This is a genomic window from Janibacter sp. RAF52 (assembly GCF_052114035.1).
GTDB classification, from domain to species: domain Bacteria; phylum Actinomycetota; class Actinomycetes; order Actinomycetales; family Dermatophilaceae; genus Janibacter; species Janibacter hoylei.
Genome location: NZ_JBFRDY010000005.1, coordinates 151,245 through 168,048, shown reverse-complemented (window position 1 = coordinate 168,048; position 16,804 = coordinate 151,245). Strand labels below are relative to the sequence as shown.

Below are 16,804 nucleotides of genomic sequence, written 5' to 3'. Positions count from 1 at the left end.
TGCTCGATGCAGGTAATTGGCTGGCAGGCTCACGAGACCGGGGTCGAGCGACTGGTGCGCTCGCACGCCGCGATCCCGCACGGGGCTCCGGTCCGGCTCGCCAAGCGCACGTCCAACCTCTTCCGCCCCCGGGCGCGGGCCGACGTGCCGGGTCTCGACGTCACGGGGCTCGCCGGGGTCATCGAGGTCGACCCGACGACGCAGACCGCCCAGGTGCAGGGCATGTGCACCTACGAGGACCTCGTCGCGGCCACCCTGCCGCACGGGCTGGTCCCGCTCGTCGTCCCCCAGCTGCGCACGATCACCCTCGGCGGGGCGGTCACCGGCCTGGGCATCGAGGCGACGAGCTTCCGCAACGGACTGCCGCACGAGTCGGTCCTCGAGATGGACGTCCTCACCGGGTCCGGCGAGGTCGTCACCGCCGGGCCGGAGGGCGAGCACGCCGACCTCTTCCACGCCTTCCCCAATTCCTACGGGTCCCTCGGCTACGCCACCCGGCTGCACATCGAGCTCGAGGCCGTGCCGCCGCGCGTCGCGCTGCGGCACCTGCGCTTCGACGACGCGCAGTCGGCGGCGGAGGCCGTCGAGCGGCTCGTCGCGGCCGGTGAGCACGACGGGGAGCGCATCGACGGGCTCGACGGAGTGGCCTTCGCCCCCGACGAGATCTACCTGACCCTCGCGCGCTGGACCGACGAGACCGGGGAGACGAGCGACTACACGGGCCAGCAGATCTACTACCGCTCGCTCCAGGAGCGCTCGCGCGACCTGCTCACGATGCACGACTACCTGTGGCGCTGGGACACCGACTGGTTCTGGTGCTCGGGGGCCTTCGGCGTGCAGCGTCCTGTGGTGCGTCACCTGTGGCCGCGGAGGTGGCGCCGCTCGGACGTCTACCACAAGCTCGTCGGCCTCGACCGCCGGCACGGCATCGTCGACCGGCTCGACGCTCGCGCCGGTCGACCCCGGCGCGAGCGGGTCATCCAGGACGTCGAGGTGCCCACCGACCGACTGGCCGACTTCCTCGGGTGGTTTGACGAGGCGATCGGCATGCGGCCGGTGTGGCTGTGCCCCCTTCGTCTGCGGGAGGTCGACGGGCAGGCCCGCGCCTGGCCCGGCTACCCCCTCGAGCCGGGGCGCACCTACGTCAACGTCGGCTTCTGGGGCACCGTGCACGTCGGCCCCGACGCACCGCAGGGCCCGCGCAACCGCGCCATCGAGGCTCGGGTGACCGAGCTCGGCGGGCACAAGTCGCTCTACTCCGAGGCCTTCTACCCGCGCGACGTCTTCGACCGCCTCTACGGCGGCGCCAACCTCGCTGCGGTCCAGCAGCGATACGACCCGGCCGGCCGACTGACCGACCTCTACGACAAGGTGGTCCGCACTCCGTGAGCACGATCAAGATCGCCGACGCCCTCGCCGGTATCCTCCCCGCCGACCTGCCGGTACGCGTCACGGCCTACGACGGCAGCGCCGCCGGGCCGGCCGATGCGCCCATCGGGCTCGAGCTTCGGACCGAGCGCGGCCTGCGCTACCTGCTCACCGCGCCCGGAGACCTCGGCATGGCGCGGGCCTGGGTCGCCGGTGACCTCACGGGCACCGGCTTCCACCCGGGCAACCTCTACCCGCTCCTCGACCTGATGAGCAGCACCGACCGGTGGCGCGTCCCCGGCCCGGCGGAGGCACTCGAGCTGGTGCGCGGGCTCGGGTGGGAGCACCTCAACCCGCCGCCGCCCCCGCCGCAGGAGCACCTGCCGCGCTGGCGCCGGGTCGTCGAGGGCCTGCGGCACAGCCGTGCTCGCGACGCGGAGGTCATCCACCACCACTACGACGTGTCCAACCGCTTCTACGAGCTGGTCCTCGGGCCCTCGATGACCTACACCTGCGCCGTCTACCCGACCGCGGAGGCGACCCTCGAGCAGGCCCAGGAGCACAAGTACGAGCTCATCGCCCGCAAGCTCGACCTCCAGCCGGGGCAGCGGCTGCTCGACGTCGGCTGCGGTTGGGGTGGCATGGTCCGCCACGCCGCCAAGCACCACGGCGTCAAGGCACTCGGGGTGACGCTCTCCCGGGAGCAGGCGGACTGGGCCAAGCGGGCCATCGACCGCGAGGGCCTGGGGGAGCTGGCCGAGGTGCGCTTCATGGACTACCGCGACGTGCCCGAGAGCGACTTCGACGCGATCAGCTCGATCGGCCTGACCGAGCACATCGGTGTGGCCAACTACCCGGCGTACTTCGCGGCGATGCGCGACCGGCTGCGGCCCCACGGACGGCTGCTCAACCACTGCATCACCCGCGACCACAACCGCTCGACCCGCACCGGCGCCTTCATCGACCGGTACGTCTTCCCCGACGGGGAGCTCACCGGTGCGGGCACGGTCATCGCGCGGATGCAGGACGCAGGGCTGGAGATGCAGCACGCCGAAAACTTCCGGGTCCACTACGCCCGCACCCTCGCCGGCTGGGTGGACAACCTCGTGGCGAACTGGGACGAGTGCGTCGCCGAGGTCGGTGAGGGCACGGCCCGCCTGTGGGGCCTCTACCTCGTCGGCTCCCGGATCGGCTTCGAGCGCCACGACATCGAGCTGACCCACGTCCTCGCGACGAAGACGGACTCCTCCGGCGTCAGCGGCTACCCCCTGCGCCACACCTTCTGACCGGCGCCGCGAGCGGTCGGCAGGCGCACCGAGAGCGAGCGGAAGCGGACGTACCCCGGGAACCCAGCCCGACGGGCATGTCGCCCGGCAGGGCGTCTGACGCGGCGTCAGCCGAGGATCAGACGTGCCCGGACAGCTGGGCCATGCGCGACTCGAGGGCGGTGAGCATCGCGCTGCACCGCTTGTCGGCGTCCTTGCGGGCGGCCTTGGTGCCCCCTTCGGCCGGCTCGGTGCACATCGGCAGCACGTCGACGGACAGGCGGGCCCCGCCGGCGAGCGAGCGCAGCTCGTCGAGCTTGGCCGCGAAGGGGGAGCCGCTGCCCGGGCTGTAGTACCGGACCGCGTCGTCGACCTCGTCGGGGAAGAGGTCGGCCTTGGTGACGACGATGACGAGCCACACCGGTCGGTCGCGCCGCAGGGCCATGGAGGCGATGCGGTGGGCCGTGATCGTCCAGTCCTCGAGCTCGGCGGCCAGCTGCTCCTCACGGGTCGCGGCGGCGTCACCGCTCGTGCCGGCGGTGCGCCGCGGGGTCGCGTGCCCCCACGCGACGACGTGGAGGACACCGTCGACGGGGTCGTCGTGGAAGACCTCGTCCAGGGCGCCCAGGCGCGTGGCCGCGTTGTCACCGGGAACGACGCGGAAGCGGAAGCCCTTGCCCTTCGCCGAGCGCCGGGTGCGCCGCTCCATCGTCGCGGAGCCGACCTCGACGGTGCTCTCCGCGGTGGTGCGCCGGGCCAGCCGGTCGGCGAGCCGGGTCTTGCCGACACCGGTCATGCCGGTCACGGCGACGGCGGGGAAGCGCCCGCGGAAGAGGTGACCCAGCTGGTGCGGGGCCCCCGACAGCGCCGAGAGGGCGGTGCCGGCGAGGGTCGTGCCCATGGCAGTGCGGGTGGCGGAGGACATGCGCGCCATCTCAGCCCAGCGCCTTCTTCACGTCGGCGAGGGAGGGGTTGGTCGCGGAGGAGCCGTCGGGGTAGAGCACGGTCGGCACCGTCTGGTTGCCGCCGTTGATGACCTCGACGAGCTCGGCAGTGCCGGGAGTCGTCTCGATGTTGATCTCGGTGTAGCCGATGCCCTCGCGGTCGAGCTGGGACTTCAGCCGGCGGCAGTAGCCGCACCAGCTCGTGGAAAACATCGTGACCGTCCCGTCAGCGGGCAGGTCGACACCGGGGGGCAGGATCTCGCGAACGTTCACCCCTCCAGCCAACCACGAGTCGGCGCCCGGACCATCACTCGGGGCGGGTCAGGCGGCCTCGACGTCGTCGAAGGGGACGGTGAGCACCATGCCGCGACCACGGACGTGGTACCGGGAGCGGCCTCGTTTGGTGACGACGCCGACGAAGCCCTCGTAGCGGCCCGGCGTGAGGACCCGGACCCGGTCGCCGATGGCGACGGGGACGCTCGACGGGGGCCGGGAGGCGCGGCGCTCGATGGTCGCCAGCTCGCGCTCGTAGGCCGGGCTCATCACGGCGGGGACCCCGTCGTGGGTCCAGGTGAAGACGGCATCCGCCGAGAACCCAGCACTGCACTCGCGGCAGGAGGTGACCCGCGACGGGCGGCGGTGCCGGTCCACGGTGTGCCCGGCCGGGCAGGTCCCCACCCAGGCGCCCGGGATCGTCGCCGCCTCCTCCGGCAGACACCGTCGGGGGCTGGCCCCGATGCTCACGGCCATCGCCTGCCAGCGGGGGCCGTGCCCGTGGCGTGGGCCGACGAGAGCATGGGCGATCTCGTGCAGGACGGTGTCGCGCACCTGCTCCCGGTCGTGCAGGCGGGTCAGCGGCGCGCTCAGCCCGATCGACCGGCGACCCCAGCGGCAGACGCCGGCGCGCTTCTTGGCCCGGTCGAGCTCGAGCTGCCAGTCGTGCAGCCCGTGCTCGTCCATGAGCTCCCGCGCCATGCGCTGCGCCTCGCCGATGTCCATGGCAGGAGCGTAGGTCGTGTGGCCGACGGCCCGGTCCGGCCACGGCCACCTGTGGACCGCTCCCTTCGTGCGGTGCCGGGTGTGGAATACCTGCGCTCCGCACGGGGTTGCCGCCAACGTGATGCCGAAGCTCTCTCTCCTCGACCTGGCCACCGTGGGCCGCGACCAGCCCGTCCGAGACGCGCTCGCGGACACCGTCACCCTCGCCCAGCGGGCCGACGAGCTGGGCGCCTTCGAGCGTCTCTGGTTCGCCGAGCACCACAACATGGGCCGGATCGCCTCTGCCGCCACCTCCGTGCTCATCGGCCACGTCGCCGCCCGCACCGAGCGGATCCGCGTCGGCTCCGGCGGCGTCATGCTCCCCAACCACTCGCCGCTCGTCATCGCCGAGCAGTTCGGCACCCTCGCCGAGCTCCACCCCGGTCGCATCGACCTCGGGCTCGGCCGCGCACCCGGCACCGACGGCGCGACGATGCGCGCGCTGCGCACGGACCCGCGCGCCGCCGAGTCCTTCCCCCAGGACGTCCGCGAGCTGCAGGGCTACCTCGCCGACGAGTCGATCGTCGACGGAATCCACGCCTATCCCGGCCGCGGCACCCGGGTCCCCCTCTACATCCTCGGCTCGTCGCTCTTCGGCGCCCAGCTCGCCGCCGCCTACGGGCTGCCCTACGCCTTCGCCAGCCACTTCGCGCCCGACGCGCTCGAGCAGGCCGTGCAGGTCTACCGCGAGCGCTTCACCCCGAGCGAGCAGCTCGACGCCCCCTACGTCATCGCCGCGGCCAACGTCATCGCCGCCGACGACAGCGCCACGGCGACCGACGCCGCGGACCAGGTGCTGCGGGCCCGGGTGCGCATGCTCGCCGGCCGGGTGGGCGGCAGCGACTCCCGCCTCGACGACGACATGGTCACCGCCCTCCTCGACACCGCCGTGGGCGCGCAGGCCCGTCACATGCTCACCCACACGATCGTCGGCGACGCGACCCAGGTGGCCGAGGGGCTGCGCCAGTTCGCTTCTCTCGCAAGGGCGGACGAGGTCATGCTGACCAACCCGGCGCCTGCCCTCGACCTGCGGCTGCGCACCCTCGAGATCCTCGCCGGCATCCACACGGACGGCGACTGACGCCCCCTTCGGCCTCGCCCGCGACCAATGCTTGGTGGTCCTGACGAAGTCCTGAAGCGCCCTTCCGCATCCCTGACGTGCTGGGGATGGAGTCGAGGGACGGTGCGCGCATAGCGTCCAACCCACCGAGGCAACGCAATCGCGAGGCCGGAGATGAAGGGTGAAGCACATGAAGCGCACCACCAAGCGCGCTACCACCGTCCTGGCGCTCGCCGCCGTCGTCTCGCTCGGCGGGGCCGGGCTCGTCCAGGCGGACCAGGTCGACGAGCCGTCGTACTCGGAGTTCAAGTCCGGGACCTACCAGGACCCGACGGACGGCCAGTACATCGTCAACGGTGACATGCCGCTCAAGGGTGAGAAGCAGCTGCGCGACTTCTACCAGGACCTCGTCAACCCGCAGTACGAAAACCAGCTCATCGTCAACACCGTCTACGGCAAGGACGACATCTGGAGCGCCAGCCAGGCGCAGGATCTCACCTACTGCGTGAGCACCGACTTCGGCTCCGACCACACGGCGATCGTCGACGCCATGGAGGCTGGCGGCAACCAGTGGGAGAGCGCGAGCTCCGCGGTCGACTTCACCTACGACTCCAGCCAGGACGCCAACTGCTCGACGAGCAACGACAACGTCCTCTTCTCGGTCGAGCCGGTGCAGGGCGCCAGCTACATCGCCCGCGCCTTCTTCCCGAGCACCTCGAAGTCCGCGCGCAACGTGCTGGTCAACACCGACCAGATCTTCTCGTCGGGCTCCTGGACGGCCGACAACGTCCTGGCGCACGAGCTGGGTCACGCGCTCGGCTTCCGTCACGAGCACACCCGCCCTGAGTCGGGGACCTGCTTCGAGGACAACAACTGGCGTCCGCTGACCCCGTACGACTCGTCGTCGATCATGCACTACCCGCAGTGCAACGGCTCGAGCGACGACCTGAGCATGACCGAGGCGGATCGCGAGGGTATCCGCTCGGTCTACGGTTCCTGAGCCTCCCTGGGCTCCGGGACCACCCCTGGAAGGGATGCCCCCTTCGCGCCGGACTTCCTCCCCGGACGCGAAGGGGGTTTCTCATGCCCGCGACTCGTCCCTGACCGGATAGCTGCTGGTCGGGCCCTGCCGCTGGCGGCGGCCGCGGTCAGTCGGTGGGCGGCACGCGGGAGGGGTCGGTGACGAGCAGGGGGTGGACCGCTGCGCACGCGGCGTCGATGGCCTGCCACCCCGGGGCCGCGTCGTCGTCGACGTGCTCCTCGGGCTCGGGTTGCTCGTCCTGCCTCTACTTCTTGCCCCACCTGGACATGCGGCCAGTCTGGCAGTCCTCCGGCCCGGTGGGCCTGCGCCGGGCCGGAGGGCCGGCGACGATGAAGGGATCCTCACGAGCGACTCATGGTCACCTCATGGTGGCTCCCTAGCGTGCAGTCATCGGGGTCGGCCGCAGGGGCAGGCCCGGGACGTCGAAAGGCACGCCACCATGAAGCGCATCCTCTCCACCCTCGCCGCCTCCGGGCTCGTCCTCACCGCTGCCGTCGCGACCGCTCCGTCAGCCGCGGCCGGCGACCGCACCTGCCGCGGCACGATCGGCAAGGTCACCGTCGACGACGTCAAGGTCCCGAAGGGAGCCACCTGCACGCTCAAGGGCACCCGGGTCAAGGGCAACATCACCGTCGGCTCCAAGGCCGTGCTCAAGGGCCACAACATGCGCGTCGACGGCAACATCCAGTCCTCCGGTCACAGGTCGGTCGCCCTGGGCTACAACACGATCGACGGCAACATCCAGCTGAAGTCCGGCGGCAGCATGAGCATCCGCAAGAACACCGTCGACGGCGACATCCAGGTCTTCAGCAACAAGAGCGGCGCGAAGAACATCTACGACAACCGCGTCGACGGCAACCTGCAGTGCAAGAGCAACTCGCCCGCCCCCAAGGGCGCGCGCAACAAGGTCAAGGGCAACAAGGAGGACCAGTGCCGCCGCTTCTGAGGCACCGCGCTGGCACCATGGGCTGATGGATGACATCGAAGCCTTCTGGCAGCGGGCGCAGCAGCACGCCGACCTCGCCTCGGTGAGCTCGTACACGGGTGAGAACCCGCTGGCGCTGCTGCGTCCGCCAGCCTGGGGCTTCGGTGCGACGCCGGCCCAGGCGGACGAGCTGCTCGACCTCGTCCTCGCGGGTACCAAGACCGCGACCGCCTCGTCGCAGTGGGAGTACGAGGCCGAAGGGGAGGAGCTGCCCTCGGCCGGCACGCTCGGCATCGTCGTCGACGGCTCGGGCACGCCCCGTGCGCTCGTCGTGACGACTCGGGTGCGGGTGCTCCCCTTCGACGAGGTCGACGAGGAGCACGCCCGCGCCGAGGGCGAGGGCGATCGCACCCTGCGCCACTGGCGCGAGGTGCACGAGCAGTTCTTCACCGAGCACGCGGGCGGGCGGGACTTCGCCCCGGACATGCCGGTGGTGCTCGAGGAGCTGCGCGTGGTGTACGCGGAATAGCCCGGCTCCTCGGAGCCTCAGACCCGGTGCCGCAGACCCGTCGCGCGCTGGGTGCGCCGCTCGACCGCGGCCCGCACCGCTGCCTCGGAGCCGACGAGGGTCACCGACTCCTGGGCCCGGGTGATCGCGGTGTAAAGCAGCTCACGGGTGAGCAGGCGGGAGTCGGCGTCGGGCAGGAGCACGGTGACCGAGCGCGCCTGGCTGCCCTGGCTCTTGTGGATCGTGAGCGCGTGGGCGGTGTCGACCTCACCGAGGGTCGAGGCGGCGTGGACGATCGGGGCATCGGGCTCGCCGAAGACCCCGACGACGCGGTGGTCGGCCCGCAGCGCCATGACGCCGGTGTCGCCGTTGAAGAGGCTCAGACCCCGGTCGTTGGTCGTCACGAGCAGGGGCCGGCCGACGACTTGGCGACCGAGGTGGTCGCTCGCCTCGGCGAGCCACCGCTCGACGCGGTCGTTCCACGGCCCCACGCCCCACGGTCCGTCCCGGTGGGCGCACAGCAGCCGGTGCTCACCGAGCTCGCGCAGGGCGTCGGCGTAGCGGCCCGCGAGGGCGAGGTCGCGCAGCCGCTCGGCATGGGTGAGCAGTCGCAGGCGCAGGGCCTCGTCGGCCTCGATGACGTCGGCGACCGGCAGGTGCTCGACCGGGCCACCCGGGCGGGCCTGCGCGAGCAGCTCGAGCACGAGGTCCGCGTCACCGACGCGCACGGCCTCGGCGAGCGTGCCGATCTCGTGGCCGAAGCGGTGCGAGGTCTGCAGGCGCGCCACCGGGCCGTCGTCGCCGTAGCCCGCGACGAGGTCGGCGAGCACGGCACCGGCCTCGACCGAGGCGAGCTGGTCGGGGTCGCCCACGAGGAGCAGCCGGGCGCCCGGGCGCAGGGCCTCGAGCAGGCGGGCGGTGAGCGTCAGCGACAGCATCGACGCCTCGTCGACGACGACGATGTCGTGGGGCAGCGGGTTGCCCCGGTCGCGCCTGAAGCGGTTGCCGCTGTCGGGCCGCCACCCGAGCAGACGGTGGACGGTGACGGCCTCGATGTCGGTGCCGAGGCGCTGTCGGTCCTGCTCGGGCATGTGGCCCAGGGAGCCGAGGACGGACTCGCGCAGCCGGGCGGCGGCCTTGCCCGTCGGCGCGGCCAGGGCGATCCGCGGCCGGTGACCGGTGGCCTCGGCCTGCTCGAGCAGCAGGGTGAGCAGGCCGGCGACGGTCGACGTCTTGCCGGTGCCCGGACCGCCGGCGAGCACGGTCGTCAGGCGGCCGGCGGCCGCCCGGACGGCGTCGCGCTGCTCGCCCCAGCCGTCGCGGGGGAAGACGCGCTCCAGCCCCGCCTCGAGCATCTCCTCGTCGATCTCGGGGGCAGGGGTCTGTGCCCTGCGCTGGAGGTCCTGCGCGATCTGGACCTCTTCGCGGTGGTAGCGGTCGAGGTAGACGAGGTCGTGCTCGACGAGCAGCACCCCGGCCTCGGCGAGTGCGCTGCCGCCGACCTGCTCGAGCCACTCGGGTGTCGGCGGCAGGGCGACGGGCGACTCCTCGAGCAGCTCGCGCGCGTGGGCCGGGTCGAGGCTGGTCGACCCCTCGCGGGCGGCGCGCACCACGAGCGCGAGCGTGACGCGGGCGAGGGGGTCCTCATCGCCCACCAGCGTCGCGAGACGGCTCGCGACGTGGACGTCGGCAGCCTCGATGACGCCTGCGGCGTTGAGGTCGGCGAGCTCGCCGGTGGCACTGCGGGCGACCCGGCGGTCGTAGCGGTCGAGCACCTCGGTCATCGGTCCACCCCTTCGCTCGTCGTCGCGCCCGGGCGGGCCCCGGCGCCCGAGCCCGGACCTGCGCCCGCACCCGCGGGTCGGCGCCCGTCGAGCAGGTCGGAGACACCGGTGACCAGGGCGACCGGCGGGGCCCAGGAGAAGACGCCGGTCGGGTGCCCGTCGACGAGCGGTGTCTGCTCCCCGGCCATCCCCCGGAGGTAGAGGTAGAGCACGCCGCCCAGGTGCCGATGCGGGTCGTAGCCCGGCTGCCGCCACCGCAGGAAGCGGTGCAGCACGACCCCGTAGAGGATCGCCTGGAGCGGATAGCTCGAGTGCGTCATCGCCTCCCGCAGCGCGGTCGGGTCGTAGTGGGCCGTCGTCAGCGGGGTGTCGACGGGCCCGAGCCAGTTGGTCTTGTAGTCGACGACGAGGTGCCGCTCGCCGATCCGCAGGACGATGTCGACCGAGCCGGTGAGATAGCCGCGGAGCGTCTGTCCGCCGAGCACGGGGTCGTCGAGCACGTCGGCGAAGGGCAGCACCGGGTCGTCGGCCGGCAGGTGCTCGCGCATGAGGGCGGCGAGGTCGCCGAGCACGGCGCCGTCGTCGCTGGGCGGCGGGGCGTCGTCGCCACCGCCCAGCGGCAGCTCGAAGTCCATCTCGCACAGGCGGTCCCGCGCCCCGACGTCACGCAGCCGGGTGCCGGGGGCCAGCGGCCCGAGCGGGGTCTCGATGACCTCGACGAGCGCAGCGGCGAGGGCGTCGCGGTCGAGGTCGGGCACCGGCCAGGCGATGACCTGCTCCTCGATGTGCGCCCGCAGCTCGCCGAGCAGGTCCTCGGCCTGCGCGTCCGCCTCCTCGAGCACCGCGTGGACGAGCGAGCCGAAGCCCGCTCCGACGGGCAGCTGCGCCATGGGCGAAGGCAGATGCCCCTCGCCTCCCGCAGCCCCGGCCGCGTCGGCACGGCCCGTCGCATCGGTACGGCCCGCCGCGTCGGCTCCACCCGCCACGACGAGGTCGGCGGGACCCCCTTCGTCCTGACGGTCGGTGACCTCCGGCTCGCTGGCCACGAGATCCTCGGCACTGGCCCGGGGGACCTCGTCGAGGGGGCGGGTCAGCGCGGTGTAGGAGGTCCGGCGCCAGGCGTCGTCGACCGTGCGGGTGAAGTCGCGGACCGCCAGCTCGGTCACCGGCTGGGGCTGCGACATCTTCACGGGGGTGGGCTGGTCGACGTACTCGACCCGCAGCGCGCCCCGGCGCTCCCAGTCCGCGAGGCGGTCCTGCAGGGTCTCGTCGCCGGGCACCGGGTGCTTCGGCGGGACCTCGGCCTGCCCCTGGGTGCGGCCGAGGAGGACGCGGTGCAGCGGCGACGGTCCGGTGCTCTGCGCCGAGGGGAACCACCACGTGACGACCTGGCTCTGCGCGCGGGTCAGCGCGACGTAGAGCAACCGCAACGACTCGCCGCTCTCCTCGGCGGCAGCCCGGGCCAGGCGGTCGGAGCGGCCGTCGTCGGAGGTGATGCCGATGTCGAGTGCCCGGGTGCGGTCGGCCCTGTGAAAGTGCAGCACGTCCGGCCGCGGCAGCCACCGGTCGCACACGAAGGGGAGCATGACGACGGGGTACTGCAGCCCCTTGCTCGCGTGGATCGTCGCGAGGTGGACCGCGTCGGCGTCGCTGTCGAGGCGGCGGGCGCGCTCCTCCTTGCGGCTGGCAGCCATGCGCTCGCGCAGCCACGCGGTGAGCGAGGCCAGGCCGTCGCCCTCGGTGACGACCCGCTGGTGGAGGGTCTCGCCGATGTGCCGCAGGTCGGTGAGCAGCCGCTCGCCGTCGGTGCGGCGCAGCACGCGGGCGTCGAGCCCGTCGGCGGTGGCGGCGGCGAGCACCGCGGCGACGCCGCGTCGCCCGAGCAGGGCGGCCCAGGTGCGCAGCCGGTGGGCGACCTCTTCGGTGAGGTCGTCGCCGCGGGTGTCGAGGTCGGTGGCCGTGGCCCCGACGAAGGGGGTGAGCGCCGCCGCGCGCACCCGCTCGGCGCGGTGGGTCAGCTCCATCGCCTCGAGGAGGGTGAGCCAGTGCTCCGCGGCGACGGAGTCGTAGATGCTCTCGCTCGAGACGATGACCGAGCGCAGCCCGACGGCCGTGAGTGCGGAGCGCACGGTGTCGAGCTGCTTGCGGGTGTGGGCGAGCACGGCGATGTCGCCCGCCCGCAGCGGGCGCCCGTCGAAGGTCGTGCGGCCGGCGAGCAGCCGGGTGATCTCCGCGGCGCAGTCGGCGGCGACGAGCGGGCGGACGGTGGCGATCGAGATGCTCTGCCCGGGCTGCTCGACGCGGGCGCTCTGCACCGCGCGCAGCCGCACGGGGGCGAGCTGACCCTCAGGGAGGCTGCCGTCGGCGGTCCCGAGGCGAGAGCCCCCACGGGCGGCAGTCACCTGGTGCACGACGATCTCCTCGTCGCCGAGCTGTGCCCCGCCGAGCAGGACGCCGAGGCTGCGCACGAGCGGCGCGTCGGAGCGGTGGTTGACCCCGAGGGTGTGCCGGGTGGTCGCCGACTCGGCGGCCGTGAGATAGGTGTCGACGTCGCCGCCGCGGAACCCGTAGATCGCCTGCTTGGGGTCACCGATGAGCACGAGTGTGCTGTGCCCGCTGAAGGCGCGGTCCAGGATCTGCCACTGGACCGGGTCGGTGTCCTGGAACTCGTCGACGAGCACGACCCGCCAGCGCTGCCGCATCCGCGCTCGGGCGGGGGAGTCCTCGTCCTCGAGTGCGATCGCGAGGTGCGAGAGCAGGTCGTCGTAGCCGAGCACGCCCATGCGGCGCTTGCGTCGGTCGAGCTCCTCACGCACGAGCCGGGCGAAGCCCAGGCTCCGGGCGTCGGCGGAGCGTCCCTCGAGGGAGGCGGGCTCGAGCTCGGCATGCGGGTTGTCGGTGACGGCGCGGGCGATCTCTCCGGCGCGCTTGCGGGAGAAGGCGGCTGGTCCGCCCTGTGCGAAGCCGCGGACGTAGAGGTCGTCGACGACCTCGTCGCGCAGGTCCGACAGGTCCTCGACGAGGCGGGCGTGCTGGTCGGTGTCGCCGGCGACACCGAGCCCGCGCAGCACGAGCTGGCAGAACTGGTGCGTCGTCGCGATCGTCGCTGCGTCGAAGTGGGTCAGCGCGTCGCGCAGCCGCCGGGCCCGCTCGGCGACCTCGTCGGCGCTGCCCTGCCGCAGCAGCGCGACGACCTCGTCGTCGGTCGGCAGCTGGGGGTCGGCGACGAGCCGGTGGACGTGCCGCAGGTGCTCGCGGACCCGCTCGCGCAGCTCGCGGGAGGCGGCCCGGCTGAAGGTGATGACGAGCATGTCCTCGAGGCGCACCACGCCCTCGGCGACGTGCCGCGCGACGAGCGCGCCGATCGTCCACGTCTTGCCGGTGCCGGCGCTTGCCTCGAGCAGGACGGTGCCCGTGGGCAGTTCGCCAGCGATGTCGAAGGGGGTGAGTGCGCTCGCGCTCATGCCGTGCTCCCCACGTTGTCGAGCGCGGGTCCCCACACCCGCGGGGCGAGGGTGGCCAGGTCGCTGCCCGGGCCGGCGAGGGTCTGTTGCAGCACGTCGAAGGGGGCCTCGCGCCCGTGGACGAGGCGCCACCAGGAGTCGTCCCGCTCGCCCGGGATGATGTCGCCGTTGTCGAGTCGGGTCGCGTCCCACTGCTTGGCGGCCTGCTGCTGGGCGAGCCGGGTGCGCGTCGGGTTGCGACTGACCGCCTGGGCCCACGCGTGGGCGGTCTTGACGGGTAGGGGCAGCGGTGCGGTCTGGCCGAGGGCGAAGACGTCGAGCAGGGTCGTCAGGTGCGAGCGGGCGGCATCGCGGGGCAGCACGCCATAGCTCGTGCGCGCGACCTTGCCCCGCGACCCCTTGCCGAGGGTCGAGGCCTGCCAGCCCTCGTCGTCGGTGCCGGCAGCGGTGAGCGCAAGCTGGCGGATCCACGCGGCCATGACCTGCTTGGCCCCGAGCCGGGAGTAGGTGACGTCGACGAGGTGCAGACCGCGGACGCCATCGACGGTGCCGGTGAGGCGACGGTCGCCGGGCAGGGTGACCTCGATGTCGACCGAGCGCGGGTCCTCGGGTGGCCCGAGGGCGAGCTGGCCCATGAGCTGCTCGACGGCGCGGCCGATCTCCTCGAGCGTCGCCTCGCCGAGGCCGGCGGGTGGCAGCGCGCCGCGCAGCAGCTCCGCCTGGTAGATCGAGCGCGGGTCCTGGCCGGCGATGCGGGCGCGCAGGGCGCGGTCTCCGACGGCCCACTTCTCCAGGGCGTCGAGCTCGATCGGGAGCCGGTCGCTCACCTCGTCGGCCTCGCGGCTCACCCCGACCTGCAAGCGGTCGCGCAGGAAGCCGCGCGCAGGGTTGTCGTAGAAGGCGATGAGGTCGGCCAGGCCGACGTCGGCGACGACCCCGGCCGGCAGCGGGGCGGTGACCAGTCGCCCGGGCGGGGTGCGCTCGCCGACCGCGGCGCGGGCCGCGAGCAGCGCCGAACGGTCGAAGCTGAAGAGTCGCTCGCCCCCGGGCCCCCCGACGGTGAGGTTGCGCGCGTCGAAGGGCTGCAGCGGGTGGTGCGTGACCTCGATCGGGCAGCTCGTCGTCTCCCGAGCGGCGTCGAGGAGCTCACCGAGCGGCACGGCGGGCGGGCAGGGCTCGCCGCTGTGCTCGTCGGCGCCGGTGTAGGCGATGACGAGTCGCTCGCGGGCGGCGAGGACGGCGTCGAGGAGCAGCTGGCGGTCCTCGCTGCGGGCGTCGCGCTCGCCGGTCATCGGGCGGCGCGCGAGCACGTCGTCGCCGTCGATCGCCTGCTGACGGGGGAAGGAGTCGTCGTCCATGCCGAGCAGGCACACGACGCGGTGCGGCACCGAGCGCATCGGGGTCATCGTGCACACGGTGAGGCCACCGGTCCTGAAGCTCGCCCGACTCGGGCGCCCGGCGAGCTGGTCGGCGAGCAGCACCCGCACGTCGGCCAGGCGCAGCGGCACCTCGTCGCTGGCGTGCCGGGCGGCGGAGCCGAGGGTGCGCTGGAGGTCGCCGACCTGCCAGCGGTCGCGCGGGGGCACGTCGGTCAGGGAGAGGACGGTCTCGGTGAGGGCGTCCATCCACTGGGTGGCTGGGCCGGCGTGCTCGAGCCGGTCGAGGCCCTCACCGATGCGGGCGAGCAGCTCGCTCACCCGGCCGACGAGGTCGACCGAGCCGCTGCCGACGTCGTCGAGGGGCATGACGCCGCCGACCTGCAGCGGGCCGTCGGCGGAGACGGTGACCCCGACGAGGAGTCGGTCGAGGCCAAACCGCCAGGTCCCCTGGGGCTCCACGTCGAGGGCGAAGGGGGCCCGCCCCGCCTGGTCGTAGCCCCACCGGATGCCGGAGTCGCTGACCCACCGGGTCATCGTCGCGAGGTCGTCGTCGTCGAGGCCGAAGCGGCGCCGGACCGGCCCGCTCGCCGCGAGGTCGAGCACCTCGCTCGCGGTGAGGCGCCCGCCGGCGAGGCCGACGACGCGGTCGGCGACGTCGAGCAGGGGGTTGGTGGCCCGCAGCGACCGGTCGGCCAGCCGTACCCGCAGCCGGTGGGCGGGGTGGGTGTCGACGCCGTCGGCGTCAGTGCCGTGCTCGCCCAGGCCGAAGGCAGCGCCGATGAGCGGCGCATAGGTCTCGACGTCGGGGCACATGACGAGCACGTCGCGCGGCTCGAGCGTCGGGTCGTCCTCGAGCAGGCCGACGAGCACCTCCCGCAGCACCTCCACCTGCCGGGCCGGCCCGTGGCAGGCGTGCACCTGGATCGAGCGGTCGTCGGGGACCACCTGGCGCTGCGCCCGCTCGGTCTCGTCGGGCACGTGGTCGTCGCGCAGATCGGCCTGCAGCCACTCGAGCACCGACCGCGCCTCCAGATCGCCCCCCGAGGAGGGCCCCTGATCGCTCCCTGCCCCTCGAGACGGCGCTGGCGCGCCTCCTCGGGAACCGGAGATCGCCCCCAGCACCCGCACCAGCTCGCGCGAGTCCCGCCCCAGCGAGGCGAGCAGCGGGTGCCGGACGAGGTCGCTCGTCGCGTCGTCGTCGCGGGCCACCACACCCTCGGCGGCGAAGGGGGTCAGCCGCTCCCACAGGTCGGGCGAGGGCTGGGGCAGCCACAGGTGCACGTCGCGGCTGCCGGCCAGGGCGTGCAGCAGCTCGACCTCGGTGACCGCGAGCCGGGTGTGCCCGAAGAGCGAGAGCCGCTCCGGCAGCTCGAGCCCGTCACCGTCGCCACGCAGCCGCTCCACCGTCTCGGCGTGCCGCACGTCCGGCGGGGGCGCGTCGACGACGCCGACGAGGCGCCGCCACAGCTCGGCCTGCCAGACCAGGTCGTGGTCGAGGGGGCCGCCGGTGCCGTCGGTGTCACGCCCCTCGCGCCAGTCGGTGAGCATCGTCGGCCGGCTCTGGCCGTAGCGGTGGAAGAGTCGGGCCAGCCGCAGCGCGACCGAGTAGCGGCGGCCGGCGCGGGTGCCGTCGGGGTCGTCGGTGCCGTGCCCCAGGTGCCGGCTGAGCGCTGCGCACCACGGCTGCCCGAGCCCGGCGTCGATGACCTCGAGCAGCGGCCAGACGAGGTGCTGCGGCAGCCATGGATCGTCGTCGTCACGCCCGGTGAGCATCGTGACCAAGGAGCGCGGCCGCAGGAAGGTGACGCCGGCGCAGACCCCGTCGTGGCTCCCTTCGCCCGTGCCGAGGCGGTGGGACAGGCGCTGTGCCAGCCAGCGCTCGATGCCCTGCTCGGGCACGACGACGACCTCCTGGGCGAAGGGGTCGGGCAGCGGGCTCGCCAGCAGCTCGCCGAGCTCGTCGGCGAGGGTGTCGGTGCGCTGCGCGCGATGGAGGTGGAGGGCCACGGTCAGACCGTATCCGGGCG

Annotated in this window: 12 protein-coding genes; 6 read left to right on the top strand and 6 right to left on the bottom strand. The window is 73.4% G+C overall.

All coding sequences use genetic code 11. The annotated features are described in order from the left end of the window. The first annotated feature begins 6 nt into the window (after positions 1–6). The gene (locus tag AB4Y78_RS08850) at positions 7–1,389 is read left to right on the top strand and encodes an FAD-binding oxidoreductase (protein WP_265230264.1); all 1,383 of its coding nucleotides are present in this window, start codon (positions 7–9) and stop codon (positions 1,387–1,389) included. Continuing rightward, positions 1,386–2,654, top strand: a complete 1,269-nt coding sequence (locus tag AB4Y78_RS08845) for an SAM-dependent methyltransferase (RefSeq protein WP_259909601.1) — start codon at positions 1,386–1,388, stop codon at positions 2,652–2,654. The genes AB4Y78_RS08850 and AB4Y78_RS08845 overlap by 4 nt, the downstream gene beginning before the upstream one ends. A gap of 118 nt (positions 2,655–2,772) precedes the next feature. Here AB4Y78_RS08845 and AB4Y78_RS08840 read toward each other — a convergent pair whose 3' ends face one another. The 3 genes from AB4Y78_RS08840 to AB4Y78_RS08830 form a co-directional block, all read right to left on the bottom strand. After that, on the bottom strand, positions 2,773–3,558 hold the full coding sequence (locus AB4Y78_RS08840; RefSeq protein WP_259909600.1) for a GTPase domain-containing protein: 786 nt from the start codon (positions 3,556–3,558) through the stop codon (positions 2,773–2,775). A gap of 10 nt (positions 3,559–3,568) precedes the next feature. Further along, positions 3,569–3,790, bottom strand: coding sequence for a mycoredoxin (locus AB4Y78_RS08835; protein ID WP_265232010.1), 222 nt, complete (start codon positions 3,788–3,790; stop codon positions 3,569–3,571). A 108-nt stretch (positions 3,791–3,898) separates the two neighbouring features. Next, positions 3,899–4,576 (bottom strand): SprT-like domain-containing protein, encoded by a 678-nt coding sequence (locus AB4Y78_RS08830; protein WP_441713374.1) that lies wholly within the window; start codon positions 4,574–4,576, stop codon positions 3,899–3,901. Between the two features lie 121 nt (positions 4,577–4,697). Between AB4Y78_RS08830 and AB4Y78_RS08825 the strand changes: the two genes are divergently transcribed. The 4 genes from AB4Y78_RS08825 to AB4Y78_RS08810 all read left to right on the top strand — a co-directional run bounded on the left by AB4Y78_RS08825 (position 4,698) and on the right by AB4Y78_RS08810 (position 8,171). Further along, the gene (locus AB4Y78_RS08825) at positions 4,698–5,696 is read left to right on the top strand and encodes an LLM class flavin-dependent oxidoreductase (protein ID WP_007923865.1); all 999 of its coding nucleotides are present in this window, start codon (positions 4,698–4,700) and stop codon (positions 5,694–5,696) included. Between the two features lie 169 nt (positions 5,697–5,865). Then, entirely contained in the window at positions 5,866–6,675 is an 810-nt protein-coding gene (locus AB4Y78_RS08820) for a M57 family metalloprotease (RefSeq protein WP_441713373.1), read from the top strand. A 481-nt stretch (positions 6,676–7,156) separates the two neighbouring features. Further along, positions 7,157–7,663, top strand: a complete 507-nt coding sequence (locus AB4Y78_RS08815) for a hypothetical protein (RefSeq protein ID WP_007923870.1) — start codon at positions 7,157–7,159, stop codon at positions 7,661–7,663. A gap of 25 nt (positions 7,664–7,688) precedes the next feature. Then, positions 7,689–8,171 carry an ASCH domain-containing protein gene (locus tag AB4Y78_RS08810; protein ID WP_007923876.1) on the top strand — a complete coding sequence of 161 codons (483 nt, stop codon included), beginning with the start codon at positions 7,689–7,691 and terminating at the stop codon, positions 8,169–8,171. 17 nt (positions 8,172–8,188) lie between these two features. Here the strand turns inward: AB4Y78_RS08810 and recD are convergent, their stop codons facing one another. The 3 genes from recD to recC are packed head-to-tail and all read right to left on the bottom strand — an operon-like array spanning position 8,189 to position 16,784. Beyond that, positions 8,189–9,934, bottom strand: coding sequence for an exodeoxyribonuclease V subunit alpha (gene recD / locus AB4Y78_RS08805; protein ID WP_265230257.1), 1,746 nt, complete (start codon positions 9,932–9,934; stop codon positions 8,189–8,191). Further along, complete coding sequence (locus AB4Y78_RS08800) at positions 9,931–13,398, bottom strand: UvrD-helicase domain-containing protein (protein WP_441713372.1); 3,468 nt, start codon at positions 13,396–13,398, stop codon at positions 9,931–9,933. The genes recD and AB4Y78_RS08800 overlap by 4 nt, the downstream gene beginning before the upstream one ends. After that, positions 13,395–16,784 (bottom strand): exodeoxyribonuclease V subunit gamma, encoded by a 3,390-nt coding sequence (recC, locus tag AB4Y78_RS08795; protein WP_441713371.1) that lies wholly within the window; start codon positions 16,782–16,784, stop codon positions 13,395–13,397. Before recC ends, AB4Y78_RS08800 begins: the two co-directional genes overlap by 4 nt. Positions 16,785–16,804 lie beyond the last annotated feature (20 nt).

What these genes read in the sequence shown, in the direction of transcription:
- AB4Y78_RS08850 (WP_265230264.1), top strand. Translation starts at nt 7, where the DNA reads ATGCAGGTAATTGGCTGGCAGGCTCACGAGACCGGGGTCGAGCGACTG.
- AB4Y78_RS08840 (WP_259909600.1), bottom strand. Translation starts at nt 3,558, where the DNA reads ATGTCCTCCGCCACCCGCACTGCCATGGGCACGACCCTCGCCGGCACC.
- AB4Y78_RS08835 (WP_265232010.1), bottom strand. Translation starts at nt 3,790, where the DNA reads ATGTTTTCCACGAGCTGGTGCGGCTACTGCCGCCGGCTGAAGTCCCAG.
- AB4Y78_RS08830 (WP_441713374.1), bottom strand. Translation starts at nt 4,576, where the DNA reads ATGGACATCGGCGAGGCGCAGCGCATGGCGCGGGAGCTCATGGACGAG.
- AB4Y78_RS08825 (WP_007923865.1), top strand. Translation starts at nt 4,698, where the DNA reads ATGCCGAAGCTCTCTCTCCTCGACCTGGCCACCGTGGGCCGCGACCAG.
- AB4Y78_RS08820 (WP_441713373.1), top strand. Translation starts at nt 5,866, where the DNA reads ATGAAGCGCACCACCAAGCGCGCTACCACCGTCCTGGCGCTCGCCGCC.
- AB4Y78_RS08815 (WP_007923870.1), top strand. Translation starts at nt 7,157, where the DNA reads ATGAAGCGCATCCTCTCCACCCTCGCCGCCTCCGGGCTCGTCCTCACC.
- AB4Y78_RS08810 (WP_007923876.1), top strand. Translation starts at nt 7,689, where the DNA reads ATGGATGACATCGAAGCCTTCTGGCAGCGGGCGCAGCAGCACGCCGAC.
- recD (WP_265230257.1), bottom strand. Translation starts at nt 9,934, where the DNA reads ATGACCGAGGTGCTCGACCGCTACGACCGCCGGGTCGCCCGCAGTGCC.
- AB4Y78_RS08800 (WP_441713372.1), bottom strand. Translation starts at nt 13,398, where the DNA reads ATGAGCGCGAGCGCACTCACCCCCTTCGACATCGCTGGCGAACTGCCC.